This window comes from Paenibacillus sp. FSL F4-0122, assembly GCF_038002845.1.
GTDB classification, from domain to species: domain Bacteria; phylum Bacillota; class Bacilli; order Paenibacillales; family Paenibacillaceae; genus Paenibacillus_AQ; species Paenibacillus_AQ odorifer.
The window spans coordinates 3754815-3774833 of the sequence record NZ_JBBODI010000001.1 but is presented as its reverse complement, the minus strand read 5'-3'; the positions used below and the strand labels follow the sequence as shown (position 1 = coordinate 3774833).

The window sequence follows — 20019 nt, the reverse complement described above, 5'->3', positions numbered from 1 at the left end:
CTATATTCCGAAGTAGGTTGATATTAAGCGCTGTTCCGGCACAACAGCAACAACATTTCCTTTACCGTTTAACACATAGATAAAATGATATTGATTACGTTTAAATAGACGCAATATATCATCTAAAGGTTTCGCAGATAATGCAACTATTGGACGAGCTACGCTTCCTGTTCGCAAATGATACTCATAAACAGCCTCCCGATTCATCAAAAAAGCAACAAACCGGTACGGTAAATTACGATGGTCGGTAAAATTCGAATACAGCAAAAAAGCTCCGATCATGACCATATTCAGCCTAAGGCCTCCACCCGCTCCAAGAGGCAGCAGCGCATATATAATCACAAGGACACTTGCGGCTACACTCACCCGTCCAGTCCATAACAAAGTGTAGTAATAAGGAAGCACTAAACTAATAGTGGCCTGAAGCACTTTACCTCCGTCAAGCGGCAGCACTGGCACTAGATTAAAAAGTCCAATCATGGCATTGGCATGAATAAAATAGGTCAGAAATTCCTGATTGCCATAACCGGCTTGTTGAAGTCCCAAAGCAATTACAATCATAATTCCATTTTGCAGTGGACCGGCAAGGGCAATTCCGATCTCACGACTGGCTGTAAGCCGCCCATGATCTTCAATAACAGCCACTCCGCCAAACGGAAGAAGCTGAACCGACTTAACTGTAACACCAGCCAAAAGAGCCGCAACGACATGTCCCATTTCATGAATGAAGACAATCGTAAATAAGGTGAGCAGCTCTAGAAATTGTCCCGTGATCACGGAGAATAACATAATGATCACGAACAGTGGATGTAGTGACAGTTCGATACCAAAGATCCTAATCAAACGATACCACTTCTGTAGGATCAATATAAGTCTTGTCTTTCATCACTGCGAAAAACAGTGTGGAAGCTGAGGATACGTCCTTCTCCATCATCCAACCGAGTGAATCCCCGCTCTGCACCCAGTCATCAACCTCCAGCTTGGTGCCGCTCAAATGTCCGTATTCTGCGGTGACACCGCCTGAATGCTGAACAGCAATTCGAATGCCCCCTTCCAGCTCTTTAGAGATGGAGAGAATACGTCCCATGTCTATACTTTTCACCGTCACATTTAAGGTTGAATCGATTTGAGGCATAATTTCCACCCCTTTTAGCGTAGAAGCAAAAGGCTGGACAATGCTCCCAGCAATCGGCGCAGTGAGTTGATGATGAGCGGCCACTTTTTGAGCAGGCTCATCTTTATCTCCAAACATCGGAATGAACGCTGGAGCTCCGTTAAAGTTCTCCTCATACCAAACTCTCACAGCCGTGAAATCCATGTCATTGCTTAACGCATCACTAATAAAAGCTTGCATCTTATACGACCATGGCTGATGTACCGCAAAGACCCCCCACACTGCTCCAAACACAAGAACACTAGCAACAAAGCGCCGAATAAAACCGGCAGCAAAATTCGAGCCTCCACCGCCATCATCCTCCCAGCCTCCACGACTCTTTTTCCACATCACCTCTGGATCGGGCTCTACAGAGGATTGATCCGCATTCTTAAATCCTGTTCCCCATTCCTTAAAGCTCGTACTCTTATCCGGCATAATAAATAAAGGGGGAGTCTCCGCTATTTCTAGTTCTTCGACTTCCGAAACTCCTGAGACTGCTGAGACTTCCGGGAGTTCCTCCAATAAACTACGAATACGCTCCTTGCGGCGATTCTTGATATCTGATTTCTGATCCATATTTATCCCTCCGGACGGGCTTGTTTTACTTCCATTTTATGAAGCACGGAAGTCTCTTTAGAACAAGCCCCTCCAAGGTAGACCATATAAATACCGGAAAGTACTAGCATGAGCTAAGCTTTTAAGCAAGAAATATAAGACTGCTATTATTGTGTTCCTTAAGTTCACATTGTTAAGGAAAAATATGTAACCGTCAAACCCGGCGTCATCTGAATCTTCCCACCGATCTTCTACTGATTGACTCGACCTACGGTCACGGCGGCAAACTCCCGAGTGCCTTAGGCCCCATACAAAAATTCAGAGGGGGCATTAAGTTGCATGGCGCCTGGACTCATGACCAGCGCATACCTCTGAACGTGGAGGAATCGATCGCAAATCGACATCGGGACGTTGAAATCGAAAATAACCGGGGTGAAATCGTGCGGGTTGTGACCGATGTGAGAAAAGCTTCTCCTCACGTTATCGCTAAGAATTATAAGACATGCTGCCAAATTGAAGTCTTTTTCCGGTGGATTAAACAGCATCTGATGTGCCTTATCTATTTGGAACGACAGAAAATGCGGTATATAGTCAATTATTTGTGCCCCTTGCCGTCTATGTGCTCCAGAAATACATTTTTGATGAAATTCATCCCAACGTGCCTATCTTTACTCAACTGACCTTTTTGGGAATTTGTGCAGTATTTGCGCATGTTTAATCTTCCATTGGAGCGGCTGGTTCAGCTTAGCCTGCTCTGGAATAAATGGAATTCCGGAATATCTGCCATCCCATAATATGGTAAATTATCATGATTGAAAAATAAGACAAAAATCGACATGATTTTTTTGGATAAATATTACGTAGGATAAAGGTATCAATTTACTTATTAACCATTTACTTCTATATAAGTATTTGATATGGTAATTAAGAACAAAAAATATATATATTGGAGGAACAACATCTTATGAAAAAAATCTCTAGTTTATTTCTTTTAACGGCTGCTATTTCTTTAGTGAGTGCAGTTCCAACGTTTGCTGCGAATGAATCTATTACTAACGCAAGCCCATCTTCGTTTGACTCTATTGCACCTTTTGTAGCGGGGGAAGCTACGTTTCCTGCGAATGAATCTAGTGCTAACACAAGCCCTTCTTCGATTGACTCTATTGCACCTTTAGTAGCGGGGGAATCTACGAGTGTTGTTGTAGCTCCTGTTACCTATACATTGTCAAATCCCATTAATGGAGCTGGCCAGTATGGAAAAATTACACTTGAATCAGCTGGAAAGGCTACTTTATTTATTTACTACAATACAGGTAATGGAGTATGGACGAATATGGGTATAAATGATCCAGGATACAGTGGTATTTTATTAGATGCAGGCGAGGGCTCAGAATCACTTGACTTTTACATGAATTTAGGTTGGCAGTATAAAATTAAAGTATATGCAGAGACTCATACAGCAAAAGGATATATTAGAAACTACCAATAGTAACTAAATGTAATAATTTTGTTTTGGGACATTTACCAAAATCAAATCAAACAGTGACAGATAGGACTTTATTTTCTCGTCCTTTGCTGTCACTGATTTAGTTTTTAGAGAGAGTATAAAATATATTTTATGAAGTATGACAATTGGGATACTCGCGTGGAACATAACATCGAGTCAAATACTTTATTTTTCTGCTGACTGCACTCGCTGTAGGAGTGGGAGCAGGTAACGCTTGTACTGTTTGATTCAGTGCAGGATGTTAAGGTGAGAGGCATGGCACTTCAGGTGGACCGACAGTTGAGACAAATTAAATTTCAACTCGAAGAGGATTATGGCTGGATAAAGATAGGTGATGTTATTGACGCAATCACAGAACAAACTCACCCTACGGGTGAGTTGAATAAACTTACTAGCCAGCTTTCTGCGACTCTTTGTTTTTCCTCGGCTATATAGACCATAACGCCCTACTATCCGAAAATGCTTCGGAGAAATGCGCTGCACCAGATCAAAGATGAATTTCATCACCGGCGACACCACATCTACACGTTTACCTGTTCCGTGCTCCTCGTACCAATAATGTACCTTGTGGTAGTCATAACTTACGACTCGGTATTCTGCTATCGCCGGACGTGCCAAATAGCGCCCTATATATTTCGTGGCTCCTCGGGCATCCTTCATCCTCTGCTCTGTATTCACATAAAATCCTTGCGGATAGCGCTGGTATAGCTCATTCAACAATTTTTTCACTCGTTCTTCCTTCGGTTACCATTTCATCATCAAATCAAGTAGCAACTTCTGCAATGATTTCCGCAGTTACTCATGCGAGATGTATTCAACTTTTTTCCATTCTTTATTTATGTCTAATGCACCTTCTGTAATAAGTGCGTGAATATGCGGATTAAACTTCAAATCACGTCCAAACGTATGGATGTCCGTAATCACTCCGACTTCGTATTTCTTGCTCTTATTTTTCGTCGGTAATAATACTGGATAACACTTGCCACCTGATTGCTTAGTTCATTTAACTTGCGACGATCTTGAAAAAATACGTTGCGTAATTCTTGAGGTACCGTAAAGCCCATATGACGATGGGTTACATTTAGGATTCGTTCCTGTTGCTTCTCTGCCCATTCATCTGTATATTTCTTCCCACACCCATGACAAAAACGACTTTTACAGGTGAAGCAGATGAATATGGGCTCTGGGTTTCCTTGTGTACATCCTTAACACTCATATCTCGCATAACCCATATCTCTTGTCCTGCAGCGAATCGCTTTGTTCACGGTCTCCATTATTGAGGCATGCAAAATCTCTGGTAATTGATGACTGTGCATTTCCATGAATCCATGAAAGTGGTTTTTTAGAATCATCCCGATAATCCCTTTTTATTACATTTTTCCTGATTTTTCACATTTATCTCTCCTACCTTTTTATCGGAGTTATCCACAATTCTTTGCATTGTATCATTGCCTATTATAAATAAAAAAAATCCCACCCGTAGATTTCTCTATGGATGGGATCAATTATGTTTTTATAGTAAAATCGCTAGACTTAAGACTAAGCCATGCCGAAAAATTTCTTAAGCTTCTTAAATGCTCCCGGTTTGCGGTCAAGCTGCATCAGGGGTACAGCATCACCTAGAATTCGACGTGCAATATTGCGATAGGCAATAGCTGCTGACGAATCGGGATTCATAACTGTAGGTTCTCCGTTATTTGCGGCTTTAATAACTAGCTCATCATCCGGAACAATTCCGATAAGATCAATGTTCAGCACCTGTAATATATCCTCAATATCAAGCATATCGCCAGACTTCACAAGACCTGGGCGAATACGGTTTACCACCAATTTCGGCGATTCCACACTCGACTGTTCTAATAGTCCGATTATACGATCGGCATCCCGCACAGCGGCATGCTCTGGTGTGGTAACCACAATCGCTTTATCCGCACCGGCAATCGCATTGCGGAAGCCGTGCTCGATTCCTGCTGGACAATCGATCAGAACATACTCATATTCCTTCTTTAGTTCAAGAATGATATCTCTTACTTGTTCAGGAGAGACAGCCGTTTTATCCTTTGTTTGAGCTGCAGGCAGCATATACAATTCATCAAAGCGCTTGTCTTTAACGAGCGCTTGATTAAGGCGGCAACGTCCTTCCGCTACATCCACAAGATCATAAATAATACGATTCTCAAGCCCCATAACTACATCCAGATTACGCAGTCCAATGTCGGTATCGACGAGACATACTTTTTTGCCCTGCAGTGCAAGTGCGGTTCCAATGTTGGCTGTTGTGGTTGTTTTGCCAACTCCGCCTTTGCCCGAGGTTACGACTATCGCTTCTCCCATGGAGGCTACACCCCTTTAAACACATTTAAATCCTGACGTAATTTGACCAAATTATGAATCTTATCGATCTGCATAGCTCCGTTTGTTAAATATGCAAATTCCATACTGCTTTCTCGGGTTTCCCATTCATCGGGCGGACGACTAATAATATCGGCAATTCGCAGCTGCGTTGGAGACATTAAAGAAGCAGCTATAATTGCTTCCTCATTCCCGTCTACTCCAGCATGCGCCATCCCTCTTAGCGAACCTAGTATATAAATATCGCCTGAACAGGTTATGGTCCCCCCAGGGTTCACATCCCCCAGATATAGAAGATTTCCGTTATGGTGCAGCACCTGACCGGAACGTAGAATTCCACTCATCAAAAACAATGCGTCATTATCCTCACTGCCGGGCGCTGGAAGCGCCTCTATAGATCGAATCAACAGATTTCCCTGTCCCTTAAGAATCTCCAGCACAGCTTCCTTGTCTTCCTCAGTTACGGTACGATTGCCCAGCTTTATGTCCACATGTACAATCGGTCCAGTTAAAATATTTTGATGGCTGTGCTCCAGCTTATAGCGAAGCTCGCTCAGAAGATCTTCAAAGGGACATTTGTCGTCTAGCAGGAATATCAGGCCATCCTTGATGCCCTTAATCCTTACATGCTTGGATTTTACTGTCATATGCCTGGCCCCCTATCCTCATTCATTCGTGCCGGGCCCCTTAAATTCCTGCTTTGTATAGAAAGAAAATAGAAGCTCTTTAAGCCGCTTCTTCCTTATTCGTTTCTTTCTTGATTAGCTCAAGCTGGCGCCGAACCGGTATGTAGAAGAGTAGCCCGATGGCAAAATGAAAAAGCATCGTCGGCAGCATGTGATTCAAAATCGCCCAGCTATAAGGTTCTTGATTAAGATTAAATACACTATAGATACCAAATAGTATACTATCCTCAAGTAGACTTCCAAGCAGAACCACAGTCATCATAAGGGGCAGCGGAGCACGTGGAATCTGAAATAAAAGGCCGATTAAATAAGCCGACAATCCCATCGCAAAAGAGTGTGCTCCAAGAATTCTGCCGTAAAAAACGACATCATGCAGCATTCCAAAACATAATCCCAATATAAGTGCTGTATGCCGATGATGATATATAGTCACGAACAATAACACTACAAAAACCAGATTCGGAATGATTCGCATCTGCCAAACATCTGGAATCAGCCAAGGTAAAATGGTTCCCTCCACAATAAATAAGAGGAACAGTAACAGAACAAGAACTGATCTGCGCATATTCACTATTCAGCACGCTCCTCCGTAAACACAACAATCAACTGCTTCCAGTCCTGAAATTCTGCTGAAGGCTTAATCACTGCTGTGGAGGTTAATCCAAATTCACCAACATCGACGCTTTCAACTGTGCCTATTGTCAATCCCCTTGGATACAATCCTCCAATACCGGAAGACAGAATAGTATCCTTCGCTGCAATAGGATCACCCGGTGGAATCTTAGTCATCAGCAGTCTGTTCGTCTCTGGATTATAACTCTCAATCATCCCAAAGGATTTACCCTCTTTATTTAAGGCAGTTGCCGCAATAGGCGGCTGGGAATTAGGATCATTGGTGTCCATCATTGTCATCAGCTTCACCGTGGAGGTGAAATTGCTCACCTGACTAATAACCCCTACCATACCATCGACGGAAATCACGGACATATTAGGTCTAACCCCATCTTTGGAGCCCAAATCGATAACAATCGTACTATTGCTTGGCTCTGTAGTCTGGCTAACTACCTGCGCAATACGATATTCATATTTATACAATTCTTTCTGGGCATTAGTGAAGTCCAATTTCTCCTTCAAAGATTCATTTTCTGCCTTGACGAAATTATACTGGGCTTTATCACGTGCATACTGGGCAGCCATAATTTTAAGCTGTTCATTTTCTTTAGCAAGATCACTCAGATTTCCAATATCTTCAAACAAGCCCGCTACATATCCAGCGGGCTTGTAGAACATTTTTTGCACGAAACCAGTCGAATCTCTGAGAAAGTTCTCCGGCCAGGACAAGCCTTTCCTTGTTGCCAAGCTGAAGCCCATTACCACAATGAACAGCACCAGTGTAATCAACAGAATAAACAGACGTTTATTGCTTAAGAGTTTAAACAGTTTCAACACCCTCTAACAACAGTATTTCTCCCATAACAGGGGTTGACTTACACAAGTGGTAGAACATCATCTTATCTCTTCGAACGAAGACTGGATCCGCTGCGGCTCTTGAACAAATGAATGTTCTCAAGTGCCTTACCGGTTCCAATAGCTACACAGTCCAGTGGATTCTCAGCAACAATAACCGGCATTCCCGTCTCACGTGCAAGCAGCTTATCCAAGTTGCGAAGCAAAGCTCCCCCACCTGTCAAAACAATTCCACGATCCATAATATCTGCTGCAAGCTCTGGCGGACATTTTTCCAATGTTACTTTAACAGCTTCAATAATAGCATTCACTGTGTCAGACAAAGCTTCACAGATTTCATCAGAAGTAATTGTAAGTGTTTTTGGCAGACCTGTTACGAGATCACGGCCGCGAATTTCCATGGTTTCAGCCTTTTCAAGAGGAAGGGCCGAGCCAACATCCATTTTGAGCTGCTCCGAAGTACGTTCACCGATCATCAGATTGTATTGACGTTTGATGTATTGAATGATGGACTCATCCGCTTCATCACCTGCAACACGCACTGATCGGCTAGTAACAATACCGCCGAGCGAGATTACAGCAACTTCAGTTGTACCTCCACCGATATCTACAACCATACTACCTGTAGGCTCCCATACTGGCAGATCCGCACCGATAGCAGCAGCAAAAGGCTCTTCGATAATGTAAGCTTCTCGAGCGCCAGCTTGTTTGGTAGCATCTTCTACCGCACGTTGTTCTACAGCAGTAATGCCAGATGGCACGCAGACCATTACATTAGGGTGACGCTGGAACATAGAACGCTGTTTCTGTGCTTGACGAATAAAATATTTAATCATCGTAGCCGTTGTATCAAAATCAGCGATAACGCCATCTTTCATCGGACGGATCGCACGGATATTTCCAGGAGTACGACCGATCATTTTTTTGGCGGATTCACCCACGGCTTCAATCGTCTTAGTATCAGTGTTAATCGCTACAACGGAAGGCTCTCTTACAACAACGCCCTTACCGCGTACGTAGACAAGCGTATTCGCTGTCCCCAAGTCAATTCCTAAATCTTTTGTGAAACCACCCAACATGCTAATTTCTCCTTTTCCTAAGTAAATCTACATTTATATTACATATGTCCTTTTTCTTTCAAGCTTACGAAACTGCTATCTCCGATAATTAGATGGTCCAGCACATCTATTCCGATAATCTCACCTGCCTGAAGCAATCTAGCGGTTAGGGAAATATCTTCCGGACTAGGTGTTGGATCACCACTAGGATGATTGTGCGCGCATATAATAGAGGCGCTACTGCATTTTATAGCTGCTCTGAATACCTCACGAGGATGAACGATCGAAGCATTCAGGCTGCCCATGGACAATGTTTCTTGTCCAATCACATGATTCTTCGTGTTCAGAAACAGACAGACAAAATGCTCCTTTTGCAAATAACGCAATTGCTCAGTCAGAATCTCTGCAGCGTCCCCAGGACAGCGGATAATGACCGGCATATTGAACCTGGAATTCGCAAGGCGCCTTCCCAGTTCGATGCCTGCTTTTAGTTGTACGGCCTTGGCAGGACCGATACCGTTGATTTTGGTCAGTTCTTCGATGCTAAGGTCAACTAGCCCACGCAGGCCACCGATCTTCCCCAGCATCTGCTGTGCAATATGAATAGCCGACTCGCGGCGTGTTCCCGTACGCAGCAGAATGGCTAACAACTCCGCTTGACTTAATGATTCCGCCCCATAATGCATCATGCGCTCTCTAGGTCGTTCTTCATGGGGGAGGTCCCGCAGCATAATTGGTTGCGACTCCATCCCTATCCCTCTTTCCCCAGGCTTCCTACCGGCTCAATACAGTTATACCGAACTCGGATAGCATTTCGCCAAGAAGCGACAAAGGCAATCCGACTACATTGAAATAACAGCCTTCAATTCGTTCCACCAAAATGGACCCAAGCCCTTGTATCGCATATGAGCCAGCCTTATCAGCAGGCTCCCCCGTAGCTATATAAGCAGCAATTTCCTCTTCAGTCATTGCCCTCATCGTTACGGAAGTAACACGGTGCTCCACTATAGTCTTCCCATTCGGGAGTCCGAGGCAGGCTACACCCGTGTATACCTTATGAGTTCGGCCCTGAAGTCTGGTAAGCATCGCTTTGCTGTCCAGCTTGTCCACCGGTTTGCCTAGCACAGTATTATCTAATACAACAATTGTGTCGCTTCCTATAATGACTGCGTTACGCTCTCCGGCTGCAGCTACTACGGCTTCTGCTTTTCGCAAAGCTAGACTGCGCACGATTCTCTCCGGCGTCCAATCCGGCGGTGTGCTCTCATCAGCTTCGCTGGTAATGACCTCAAAGGGCAAACCCAGTAAGGATAACAGCTCACGTCGACGCGGTGAACCTGAGGCTAGAATAATGAGTGGTGAGTTGTCCACGTTGTAAACGTCCCTTCTTGCTCAGTAACGAGAGTTACAGTCTGCGGTACAGCCATACAGCTGTAATAATACCGGCGAGACTAAGCATGCACAATTTCAAATGAATAGTGATGTCATAGGTTATGATGTCTAAATCGGCTCGCGGAGACCATTTGAGCACAGTCGATGTTGTTAGAAAAGACAGAGCCTTTACGGGCTGCAGCAGCTTGGCGATCCAGGCTCCAGCCAGCCAGCCTAGAATTAGAAATAACAGCAGTGTTCCTACATTTTTCTTCTTCATCTCAGTCTTCCCTCGCCATTTTTTGACACCCTAATTATTATACGGTGAAACGGTGATCAATACAAACGTAAAATCCCCTACGGTAATGTTTACCACCTTTTGCCCTAAAAGTTGCGGAACGATACCCCTCTCCAAAAAAAACAACAAGCCCCCAATTCCCCGGAGACTTGTTGTTTTTTGAATCCGCAATCCAAGCATTCAATTCATAGCAGACAGCAGCTGTTTTTGGCTGGTCAAGAAGCTCAGCATGGACTCCTGCACTTCCCAAAGCAGGGCTTGCGCCTTGTTCTTGTTATATTCACTCAGTGCTGAAATTCCTTGGCTCATAGATTTCTCTAGCGCTGCGCAAATGCTTTTGGCTTCAGGCGTTATGCCTTGCTCCAGAGCTTTAACAGCTTCACTCCATTGGAGATGAAGATCACTCACAGCTGAGGTATTAGCTGCCGCATCCGTTTGCCCGCCACAGAGTAACGAAGCGGATTGACTGCTTAGTTCACTGAGCAACTGTCCACTCACCGCGAAATAACTATTCACAGCCTCCGCATTTCCGGCAAATCCTAATCGTTCCACTCCGGGAAGATCCACCTCTCTCACATAAAGCTCAATCCCTTGATTCTTCAGACCACTGCTGAGCAGCTTAGCTTGTTCACGGTCAGAGGACATTCCGGCATATACACGATTTCCGTCAGCAGGGTCTAAGCCCGCAGCCAAGCCAGCGTCCAACAGCTCTTGTCTAGCTTGTTCCGCGCCTGCCGGCGTACTGAATACGCCATACTGCAGCAGGTAGTAGCTTTGCGCAGCCACTTGAACAGGAATACTGTTTTTGCCGGCATCATCTGTGCCCGTAACCGGCAATCCCGAGGTTCCTACACCTGCTGGATCATTAGCTCCGGAAGTCTGCCCTGAAGTAGCCAACGTATCTGTTATCCCGGTTCCTGAACTACTGTCCATGTTTCCTCCATAAAAAAAGGAAAGTGCCGCATATCCTAATAGTAGACCCGTGCCGATCGCCCCCACCACAGACAGGGATAATTTCCACCAATACGATGGGCGACGAGTATGGTATGAGCCCCCATAACCTCCCGTGTAAACCTCTGCTGATTTATCTCTGTCATCCAGTACCAAATCTGAAAGCAGATATGATTGCTGCGTATTTCTGAAATCTCTATCCTGTTCGTCCCATTCTTGCTGGCGTGGATCTACAGTTCCTGAGTAGTAGTCGTAAGCATCCTCCGGTGGTGCCTCACGCATAGAGCGTAAATCAGGTTCATGCACCCAAGTATGCTGCTGTGCTGGACCGACCTCCTTGCGCAACTCCTCTGCATATTCTTCAGCTGTGCCCAGTCCGCCACTGGACCAGCGCTCCACTACCTGCGGTTTTGGCTTAGGCTCGTCCTTATTCACGTCAAATCGGAATGTCATTCTTCCGTTATTCAACAGTAACACCTCACCTCATCTAATCTATATGGAAATATATGATAGACAATAGAGAGATATGCTATTTTTATAGCCAAATGAATAATGAAAGTTATACGGATTCAGTTTACATTACATGTAACTTTTATATACTATATAAAAAGAGCTAAAAGTGTGCACTATACTAGTTAAGCTAGAAATAGGATTTTAGTTCATTACAGTTTAGGAGGGCTTTTTCTGAAACAAAAAATTCAAGCAGCAATTGTGGGCTACGGTAATTTAGGAAAAGGTGTACGTAAGGCTATTAACCAAAGTGAAGATATCGAGCTGGTTGCGATCTTTACGCGCAGAGAGCCTGGACAACTGGAAGCCGGTGAAACCGGTGTGAAATTCGAGCATATCTCTGCCGTCGAACAATATAAGGGAAAAGTGGATGTTATGATTCTGTGCGGAGGATCGGCTACCGACCTGCCAGAACAGACACCAGCTATTGCCCGGATGTTTAATACCGTGGACAGCTTTGACACTCACGCCAAAATCCCTGAGTTCTTTGCGACCGTTGATGCCGCAGCTAAACAAGGCGGAACACTCAGCGTAATTTCTACGGGCTGGGATCCAGGCCTGTTCTCCATGAACCGTCTGCTAGCTGAAGCTATTCTTCCACAAGGTAAAGAATATACTTTCTGGGGTAAAGGCGTCAGCCAAGGTCACTCCGATGCCATTCGCAGAGTAGAAGGCGTTAAAGGTGGCGTGCAATATACGGTTCCAGTACAAGAGGTTATCGAGGCTATCCGTGCGGGTGAAACACCAGAACTTACTACTCGTGAAAAACATCTTAGAGAGTGTTTTGTAGTAGCTGAGGCAGGTGCAGATCAAGAGCGCATTCGCGAAGAAATCGTGAATATGCCGAACTATTTTGCAGATTATGATACTACGGTTACTTTCATCACTGAAGAAGAACTAGCAGCTCAGCATAGCGGTATTCCGCACGGCGGGTTTGTTATTCGCAGTGGTGTAACAGGAGAAGGCACGAAACAAATCGTTGAATTCGGCCTGAAGCTGGAGAGCAATCCTGAATTTACGGCTAGTGTGCTTGTGGCTTATGCCAGAGCTGCTCAGCGTATGAGTCAAGAAGGTCAAAGCGGAGCGCGTACTGTATTCGATATTCCACTTGGAATGTTGTCTCCGAAATCACCAGAAGAACTGCGCCGCAACTTGCTCTAAAATCCTGTCAACAAATAACCCGCGTAGGACTTTTAATGGTCCTCGCGGGTTATTTGTTGTCCAGAGCAGCAAGCATCTTGTCAGACAACCTTCTATACAAGACTAAGAATCTTACTCTTAACATGATTCATTTCATAATTCTTTAATAAAGTCTCATGCGCACGATCCGCAATAATAGCGCCAAGCTCAGGATTTTTCAGTAAATTCAATACACTTCCAACAACCTCAACCGAGGTATTAGCCAGCAAAATATTTCGGTTATGCTCACAATTCAGCTTCTCACACATGATAGAGCTAGTAACCACCGGCGTTTTAAGCGCCCAGGATTCCAGTATATTTCTAGAAACTTCGCAGCCTTCAAGGATAGGCACCAGAACAGCTTTAGACCGTCGTATGTATTCAGTAGAGGAATTTACTGGTCCAGTGACTATGACCGATTCATCTTCCTTAATCAAAGTCATGACCTCCGGGTGAACCTCTGAGCTGATAATATAACTTTTGATATCTGGCACTTGCTCCTTAATCATGGGATAGGTTTTTTTAAAGAATACTCGGGCTGCATCTATTCCCAGTCTCATATTCATATTCCAGTGCAGCACAATTGAATTTTCTTTAGTCACAGGCTCTGCAAAAGTCTCATACTCATTCATCTTGATGAAATGGGGGACAACATGAACCTTACGGGCATCTGCAAATGATAGAGATTTGAACGCTAGTGCATCCCATTCCGAGGTTGCTAAAAGCAGACCCGTTTTATTCATTAATCGCCGTTTATTCCTACGATCCCATGCAGCATTGAGTTTATTATATGGATTCTTCCTGCTTAACTTCCCTGTCTCTCCGGAAGATCCTCCGCTTCCGTTTGCAAAACTATAGGTATCTGTGATCACACTGGCTTCTGGAAGCAAGTTCCTCACCATATCAATACATTTTCCCAATAGGACATGCGATATAAATACATGCTTATAATTATTGGAACGGCAAAGCTCCAAAATAGTGTTTTTCATATCTTTATCTATATGACTTAAATTTGAGAAATTCCGCAGTTTATGTAAGGGGCGCAACATTGGCCTCCAGGTTGTATAATCTTCGTTAATGTTATGAACCGTAAGTGCCGTCCGCTCATTTATAGACACGGTTTGGTTGGCACTTCCGTACGTCAGCAAATCTATATCAAATTTCCCAAGCAAAATCTCGAGAATACTCCCTGTTCTCATTTCTCCTTCTAGATCCTCTGCGCTTTGATTCTGGGCTGATAGGAACAGCATTCTTTCTCGCATGACTCTGGCTCCTTGTATTTTGTAATAAAAACCCCCATCTACCAACTGAAACTTTAGATGCAGTTCAATAGTAACTCATTTCACTTAAAAGTTTTGTCGATTTATAGGGGAAGTCTAAATTTTTTTAAGTTTTTTTCTGGTTCCTCAGAATTCTATTACAATTTCCCCTTATAAACCGCCGCTTTTTCTAAAAAACAGACTACCCCCCCTTTTTTCACGACATACATAATCATGAATTGCTCTATTGATAGAAGTTGTAATCGTTAGGTATTATGTACTAATCCTCTTTGCATACAAAAAAAAGCGTCTCCCTCGTATAATGTCGAAAGGAAGACACTTTAGTTGTCGTAGCTTCTAACTACACAGTTCCGGCCCTTTTTCTTAGCCTGATACAATGCAATGTCACTAAGTTTGTAAAGAGTGCTCAATGAGTATCGTTCACCTGAATCCACCGTGATGACTCCAATACTTATTGTGTAAGGCAGAGGTATACCATGAATGATCGCCCCTGTAACCGCTGTGCGCATCCGCTCTGCAATCATATCACTGTTTTGTTCATCGGCTCTATGTAGCAGCACAGTGAACTCCTCACCGCCGAATCTTCCGAACAGATCGCCATTGCCAAGCTGCTGTTTTATTTTATGAGCCAGATCCTTCAGAACGTGGTCGCCGGTATTGTGGCCGTAGGTATCGTTTATACGTTTAAAGTGATCAACATCCAGCAGTAAAAAAGAATATGGCAGCTTCTTCATCGCTGAGGCAGCTATTAAAGGTCGGACACGCTGAACAAAGGATCTGCGATTCAAAATACCTGTCAGCACATCATAAGTGGCCACCCGCTCCAATTCTGTAAAGGAATCCTCTCTATATAGCAGCATGATTCCCGCAGTTCCTAAAAACATAAGCAAATAAATCCCCAGATAAAAAAATATCTGCAGCCAGTGAGAGGTCAGTGCATTCAGTCCTAACATCGAATAAAACGGTTCAAGTCCCTTGCCAACCAGCGTTAAAATCACAACACCGTACAACAATCCCATGGTTTGCTGGAGAGAGGTCTCTCTAATCTTCACAGCTAATATGTAAGCAGGTAAAGCTATGATCATAATCCCAAATAGACAAGTTGCAGCCATAACGAACCGCTCATCTGGCATAATTAAATGCAGTAGGACTACAACGACAATGGACACTCCGAACAGGATCGTATAATATCGTTCAACCCAGCTCCCAAAAACCCTGAGAAGCATCAGAAGCGCTAAGCTTTCCAGCGTACCTCCAGCTAAAGCAAGCAGCATACTGATTGGAATGGGAAGTCGCGAGTCTGTGAAATCGTTCAGCAAAAGGAGAATTAAAGCTGCCAGCTGCAAATATTTTGCCGTGACAAACAAGGTTGAAGTCCGTTCCTGCGCGTAACGCAAACGATAGACAACAATAAGCAATACCGTGAATGATTGCCACATAAAGAGGCAGACCAGCAGTGTCTTGAGATCCAGATGCATGTTAGTGAATTTCACCCCCTGTATTCTCTAAGCTCAATAAATATAATTGTATCTGACCACTCGGTTTCTTCCTTCTTGTTTGGCTTGGTATAACGCTTTATCGCTCAGCTTGTACAGCTTATTTATCCAGATCTCCTGATCCGGCATGATCGTAATTACACCTATACTAACTGTATATCCTTGTGAGAGTTTTTGTGTGGACGTCTTCATTACTGCCTCTCGTAACGCTTCAGCTTTCCGGTCACAGCTAGCTTCATCAAGCCCGCAAAGTATAACTGCAAATTCCTCGCCGCCAAGCCTGCCGAATAAATCGCTGTTTTCGAGGTTGTCCTTAATCGTCAATGCGAATTCTTCCAGAACAACATCACCGGTATCATGGCCGTATGTATCATTGATTTCTTTGAAGTGATCCAAATCCAGCAGCATAAACGAAAAGTACTCCTGCTCAGCAACTGCCTTCTCAAGCCGTACCTCAGCTTCCTGAAGAAATGCTCCACGGTTAAGGATTCCAGTCAGATCATCGTAGCTAGCGATTCGTTTTAGTTTTACAAAGGAATGCTCGTTAGAAAGTAGAATAAAGCCTGCGGCTCCCACAATCAATAATAAATACATCCCCAGGTAATATAAATACTGCGAAAGATTAGTTGTGAACACGTTCATCTCTGGCTCCCAGATCAGTGCAACAATCGCGCGGAGCAGCATAATCCCTGCAAAAGCGTAAAATAATATTCCGAGTATCTTCTGAAGAGGGGTGCCTTTGGGGTTCACCGTGAGGTGGTAAGCTGGATAGACAATAAAAAGTATCGACCATAGTGAGGTGCAGGCTATGCGCCAGCTGGAATGATGAAAGAAGACGGCAACAATACTAAAAGTAATCGAACTAAGTATGGAAAGCGTTATGTAATACAACTTTATCCGCTGCCCAAGGATGCCCATCATCAGCAGTAAAGCAATAATCTCCAGACAGCAGCCTAGAAGAATCAAAGCGTTGCTAAGTGGAATGGATAAAGCACGGGGAATATGGCCCCATAATAATAATGAACACCAGAAGAGCAGCTGCACCGCCTTAGAGCGTATGAATAAGGTGGATGCCCTGTCTTTAGGAGCGCTCCTCCGGTAATTGGTTATCAGTACCAATATAAATAGGTTTCCAAAAATAAATAAATACACTAACGTTTTGATATCAAGCTGGGAGTCCATGAGTCACCACCTACACGGAAAAATTGATCCTCTACTGACAGCACTATAGCACTCAATGGCCGGTTCAGCAAATACCCTATTTATTTCATTTTTTAGAATGTACTACACCGCTTAAGTATACAAAAAAGCACTTCCCCCTGCACGGAGCTCGGGGGAAGTGCTATGGTCAAGAGAATATGAATATTCTCGTGTAGGCCTGTGTTTGTATTAACGCTTCTTCAAGCCGTCCGCCAATGCGTATCCAACCTTCCAGATATCGCCTGCGCCCATCGTAATCACCAGGTCACCTGGGGCAATACGAGGTTTCAGATCAGCAAGCACATCTTCTTTGGTTGGCAGATGTCTTGCACCGGCGTTACTGTTCTGCACAATAAGCTCAACCAGCTTCGCAGAAGTAACCCCCTCAATCTGCTTCTCACCTGCGGGAGAGTAGATGTCGGTGATGATCACCTCATCTGCTTCGCTAAAGGCGCGGCTGAAGGCATCTAGCAGGAAGAACGTACGTGTATACCGCTGAGGCTGGAATACGGCAATAATCCGTTTCCCCGTTGCCTTAGCAGCACTGATTGTCGCCTGAATTTCAGTTGGGTGATGCGCATAATCATCGATGACCAGAATATCATCGACTTCTCCGAGTACTTGAAAACGGCGCTTCGCACCATGGAATTTCACAATCGCTTCAGCGATTTTCTCAAAAGAGATTCCTGATTTCAAACAAGCGATAACCGCAGCCATTGAGTTATACAGATTGTACTGACCTGGCACGGACAGTTCAATTTGTCCCAATACTACGCCATTATGGTTCATCGTATACGAAACCTGACGGTCGCCAAGAACGATGTCTGTTGCAATATAATCTGCTGTCTTCGACTTGATGCCGTAAGTAATCACCTTACCTGACACTTCAGGCAATAAAGAAATCACGTTCTCGTCATCTGCACACACAATCGCAGTGCCGTCTTCACGTGTCTGGTTCATAAACTGTACGTAAGCAGCCTTGAGACGGTTAAAATCTCCGCCGTAATTTTCCAAGTGATCTGCTTCCACATTCGTGACAATTCCAAGCCAAGGATGATAGTGCAAGAAAGAGCCATCGCTCTCATCCGCTTCCGCCACTACATAATCGCCTTGTCCTGCCTTTGCATTCGTACCGACATTCATAATCTCTCCGCCGATAATATACGTAGGATCAACTTCACACTCTTCCATTACAAGCGCGATCATGGAGGAGGTAGTTGTTTTACCATGCGCTCCGGCAACGGCTACCCCTTTACGTTCGTTCAATAAACGAGCCAGCATTTGTGAGCGGTGCAGAATTGGAATCTTAAGACGCTCTGCTTCCACCCATTCCACATTATCGCTGGACAAAGCCGTAGAGTACACGACCAGATCCGCACCTTTTACTTGTTCTGCTGTATGCCCAATATAAATCTTGGCACCTTTAGCAATCAATTTATCCGTCAATTCTTGGGCAGCCACATCGGAGCCCGTAACCGTATATCCCATTTCTAGCATTACTCGGGCAATCGCGCTCATACCGTAGCCGCCGATCCCTATAAAATGCACACGTTCAGTAGTATCCAACAGTCGTCACCAGCCTTTTTCAGTATCGGGTTGCTGCAAAAGTGTACCGCGCACGTCAGAAATCAAATACAGCGTACCAGATACGACGGCAAGGTCATCCTCCGCTGTAATCGACTTCAGTTGTTGCAGCGCTTTTCCCCAATTATGTTCTACTATGATTACCAAGTTTTCCTTGGCATATTTATCCCGCAGACTTTCTGCGATAACCTGCAGATGCTCCGCGTCCATTTTGTTCTGGAAATCCGGTTCGGTCAGGATGAGCGTATCCACTATAGGCAGTATATGCTTAAAGTAGGATTCATGATGCTTATTTGCCATCATTCCCATAAGTAAATTTAATTTACCGTATTTATAGAGCTGTGGCAGGCTTTTGGCAAGGCTCTCCGCGCCTTCCGGATTATGTGCTCCATCCAGTACGATCCTCGGAGATTTACTTACCTCTTCCAGCCTTCCAGCCCAAAATGCATGACGCAATCCTTCCAGAACATCTTCATCCTCTAGCATGAACGCCATATACTGGCGCAAAACTTCAAGAACCATCATGGCTCCCGCCGCATTGCTAATCTGGTGTTCGCCTTTCATCACAATCCCAAGTTCAAGCGAACGGAAGGGACCCTTAAAGTTAAAAGTCTGCACATCCGCATGGATTCCAGTAGCTTCATAGCTAAAATCTTCTCCGGCAAGATAAAGAGTAGAGCGGCAAGCCGCCGCTTTCTCCTTGAGTACAGCCACGACTTCCGGTTGATTTACGCAGCTAACAACGGGTACACCGGGTTTGATAATTCCGGCTTTCTCCATTGCAACCTTCTCAAGCGTATCTCCCAAAATATCCATATGGTCATGGCCAACATTTGTAATCACCGACACGATCGGAGTAACGATGTTCGTTACATCCAGCCTTCCCCCAAGCCCAGTCTCCCATACGACAACATCCGGACAAGAAACACCCGCAAAAAATAGAATAGCCACAGCTGTAGTTACCTCAAACATCGTTGGTGAGCCAAATTCCGTTTCTGCAATCTCATCTACCAAAGGACGAAGGGTATTCACTAGCTCAAGAAGAGTTTCTTCAGGAATGTCCGTATTATTATATTGGAACCTGTTCGTGAACTTCGTAATATACGGAGACGTGAAGGTGCCGACGGAATAGCCGCTTTGCAAAAGTGCGCTTGTCAAAAAGGCACAGGTAGAGCCTTTGCCGTTCGTACCCGCCACATGAATAAATTTCAGCCGACGGTGCGGGTTTCCCAGCTTGTCCATCAACATCTCAATTCTGTCTAAACCTGGCCGGATTCCAAACGGAATCAGGCCCTTGATCCAGTTAACCGCTTCGGTATATGTCGCAAGAGGGGCGGTGCTCCCGCCCCGATTTAGGTCATCCATGTCT

Annotated in this window: 19 protein-coding genes and 1 pseudogene; 2 read left to right on the top strand and 18 right to left on the bottom strand. The window is 44.4% G+C overall.

Features of this window, described 5'->3' with window-relative positions; translation table 11 throughout:
• Both MHH49_RS16240 and MHH49_RS16235 read right to left on the bottom strand, forming a co-directional pair.
• Entirely contained in the window at positions 1-843 is an 843-nt protein-coding gene (locus MHH49_RS16240; RefSeq protein WP_076317208.1) for a M50 family metallopeptidase, read from the bottom strand.
• Positions 836-1732, bottom strand: coding sequence for a M23 family metallopeptidase (locus MHH49_RS16235; protein WP_076100992.1), 897 nt, complete (start codon positions 1730-1732; stop codon positions 836-838). Before MHH49_RS16235 ends, MHH49_RS16240 begins: the two co-directional genes overlap by 8 nt.
• A 943-nt stretch (positions 1733-2675) precedes the next feature.
• On the opposite strand from MHH49_RS16235, the gene MHH49_RS16230 reads away from it, so the two are divergent.
• Positions 2676-3200 carry a hypothetical protein gene (locus MHH49_RS16230; protein WP_076099462.1) on the top strand — a complete coding sequence of 175 codons (525 nt, stop codon included), beginning with the start codon at positions 2676-2678 and terminating at the stop codon, positions 3198-3200.
• Positions 3201-3446: 246 nt separating this feature from the next.
• Here the strand turns inward: MHH49_RS16230 and MHH49_RS16225 are convergent.
• From MHH49_RS16225 to MHH49_RS16180, 11 genes and pseudogenes are all read right to left on the bottom strand, one after another.
• A pseudogene (locus tag MHH49_RS16225) lies at positions 3447-4142 on the bottom strand (IS91 family transposase).
• A complete protein-coding gene (locus MHH49_RS31210; RefSeq protein WP_370510547.1) occupies positions 4139-4390 on the bottom strand; it encodes a transposase zinc-binding domain-containing protein in 252 nt (83 codons plus the stop codon). Before MHH49_RS31210 ends, MHH49_RS16225 begins: the two are co-directional and overlap by 4 nt.
• A gap of 367 nt (positions 4391-4757) precedes the next feature.
• A complete protein-coding gene (minD, locus tag MHH49_RS16220) occupies positions 4758-5552 on the bottom strand; it encodes a septum site-determining protein MinD (RefSeq protein WP_036685156.1) in 795 nt (264 codons plus the stop codon).
• 5 nt (positions 5553-5557) lie between these two features.
• On the bottom strand, positions 5558-6217 hold the full coding sequence (gene minC / locus MHH49_RS16215) for a septum site-determining protein MinC (RefSeq protein ID WP_036685154.1): 660 nt from the start codon (positions 6215-6217) through the stop codon (positions 5558-5560).
• Positions 6218-6296: 79 nt separating this feature from the next.
• The gene (gene mreD, locus MHH49_RS16210) at positions 6297-6827 is read right to left on the bottom strand and encodes a rod shape-determining protein MreD (RefSeq protein ID WP_080742577.1); all 531 of its coding nucleotides are present in this window, start codon (positions 6825-6827) and stop codon (positions 6297-6299) included.
• A complete protein-coding gene (gene mreC / locus MHH49_RS16205) occupies positions 6827-7705 on the bottom strand; it encodes a rod shape-determining protein MreC (RefSeq protein WP_076099459.1) in 879 nt (292 codons plus the stop codon). Before mreC ends, mreD begins: the two co-directional genes overlap by 1 nt.
• A gap of 62 nt (positions 7706-7767) precedes the next feature.
• Positions 7768-8802 (bottom strand): rod shape-determining protein, encoded by a 1035-nt coding sequence (locus tag MHH49_RS16200; protein WP_036685150.1) that lies wholly within the window; start codon positions 8800-8802, stop codon positions 7768-7770.
• Positions 8803-8840: 38 nt separating this feature from the next.
• Complete coding sequence (gene radC / locus MHH49_RS16195; protein ID WP_036685147.1) at positions 8841-9530, bottom strand: RadC family protein; 690 nt, start codon at positions 9528-9530, stop codon at positions 8841-8843.
• Between the two features lie 25 nt (positions 9531-9555).
• On the bottom strand, positions 9556-10152 hold the full coding sequence (locus MHH49_RS16190) for a Maf family protein (RefSeq protein ID WP_036685146.1): 597 nt from the start codon (positions 10150-10152) through the stop codon (positions 9556-9558).
• 34 nt (positions 10153-10186) lie between these two features.
• Entirely contained in the window at positions 10187-10432 is a 246-nt protein-coding gene (locus MHH49_RS16185; protein ID WP_036685144.1) for a DUF4321 domain-containing protein, read from the bottom strand.
• Positions 10433-10630: 198 nt separating this feature from the next.
• Positions 10631-11869 (bottom strand): SPOR domain-containing protein, encoded by a 1239-nt coding sequence (locus MHH49_RS16180; protein WP_341042972.1) that lies wholly within the window; start codon positions 11867-11869, stop codon positions 10631-10633.
• 216 nt (positions 11870-12085) lie between these two features.
• On the opposite strand from MHH49_RS16180, the gene MHH49_RS16175 reads away from it, so the two are divergent.
• On the top strand, positions 12086-13072 hold the full coding sequence (locus tag MHH49_RS16175) for a diaminopimelate dehydrogenase (protein ID WP_038573038.1): 987 nt from the start codon (positions 12086-12088) through the stop codon (positions 13070-13072).
• 92 nt (positions 13073-13164) lie between these two features.
• Here the strand turns inward: MHH49_RS16175 and MHH49_RS16170 are convergent, their stop codons facing one another.
• The 5 genes from MHH49_RS16170 to MHH49_RS16150 all read right to left on the bottom strand — a co-directional run bounded on the left by MHH49_RS16170 (position 13165) and on the right by MHH49_RS16150 (position 20015).
• A complete protein-coding gene (locus tag MHH49_RS16170) occupies positions 13165-14352 on the bottom strand; it encodes a glycosyltransferase (RefSeq protein WP_036685141.1) in 1188 nt (395 codons plus the stop codon).
• 338 nt (positions 14353-14690) lie between these two features.
• Positions 14691-15848, bottom strand: a complete 1158-nt coding sequence (locus MHH49_RS16165; protein WP_341138279.1) for a GGDEF domain-containing protein — start codon at positions 15846-15848, stop codon at positions 14691-14693.
• 33 nt (positions 15849-15881) lie between these two features.
• Positions 15882-17048 (bottom strand): GGDEF domain-containing protein, encoded by a 1167-nt coding sequence (locus tag MHH49_RS16160; protein WP_036685138.1) that lies wholly within the window; start codon positions 17046-17048, stop codon positions 15882-15884.
• Positions 17049-17255: 207 nt separating this feature from the next.
• Entirely contained in the window at positions 17256-18632 is a 1377-nt protein-coding gene (gene murC, locus MHH49_RS16155) for a UDP-N-acetylmuramate--L-alanine ligase (RefSeq protein WP_036685137.1), read from the bottom strand.
• A 6-nt stretch (positions 18633-18638) separates the two neighbouring features.
• The gene (locus MHH49_RS16150; RefSeq protein WP_036685135.1) at positions 18639-20015 is read right to left on the bottom strand and encodes a bifunctional folylpolyglutamate synthase/dihydrofolate synthase; all 1377 of its coding nucleotides are present in this window, start codon (positions 20013-20015) and stop codon (positions 18639-18641) included.
• Positions 20016-20019: the final 4 nt, after the last annotated feature.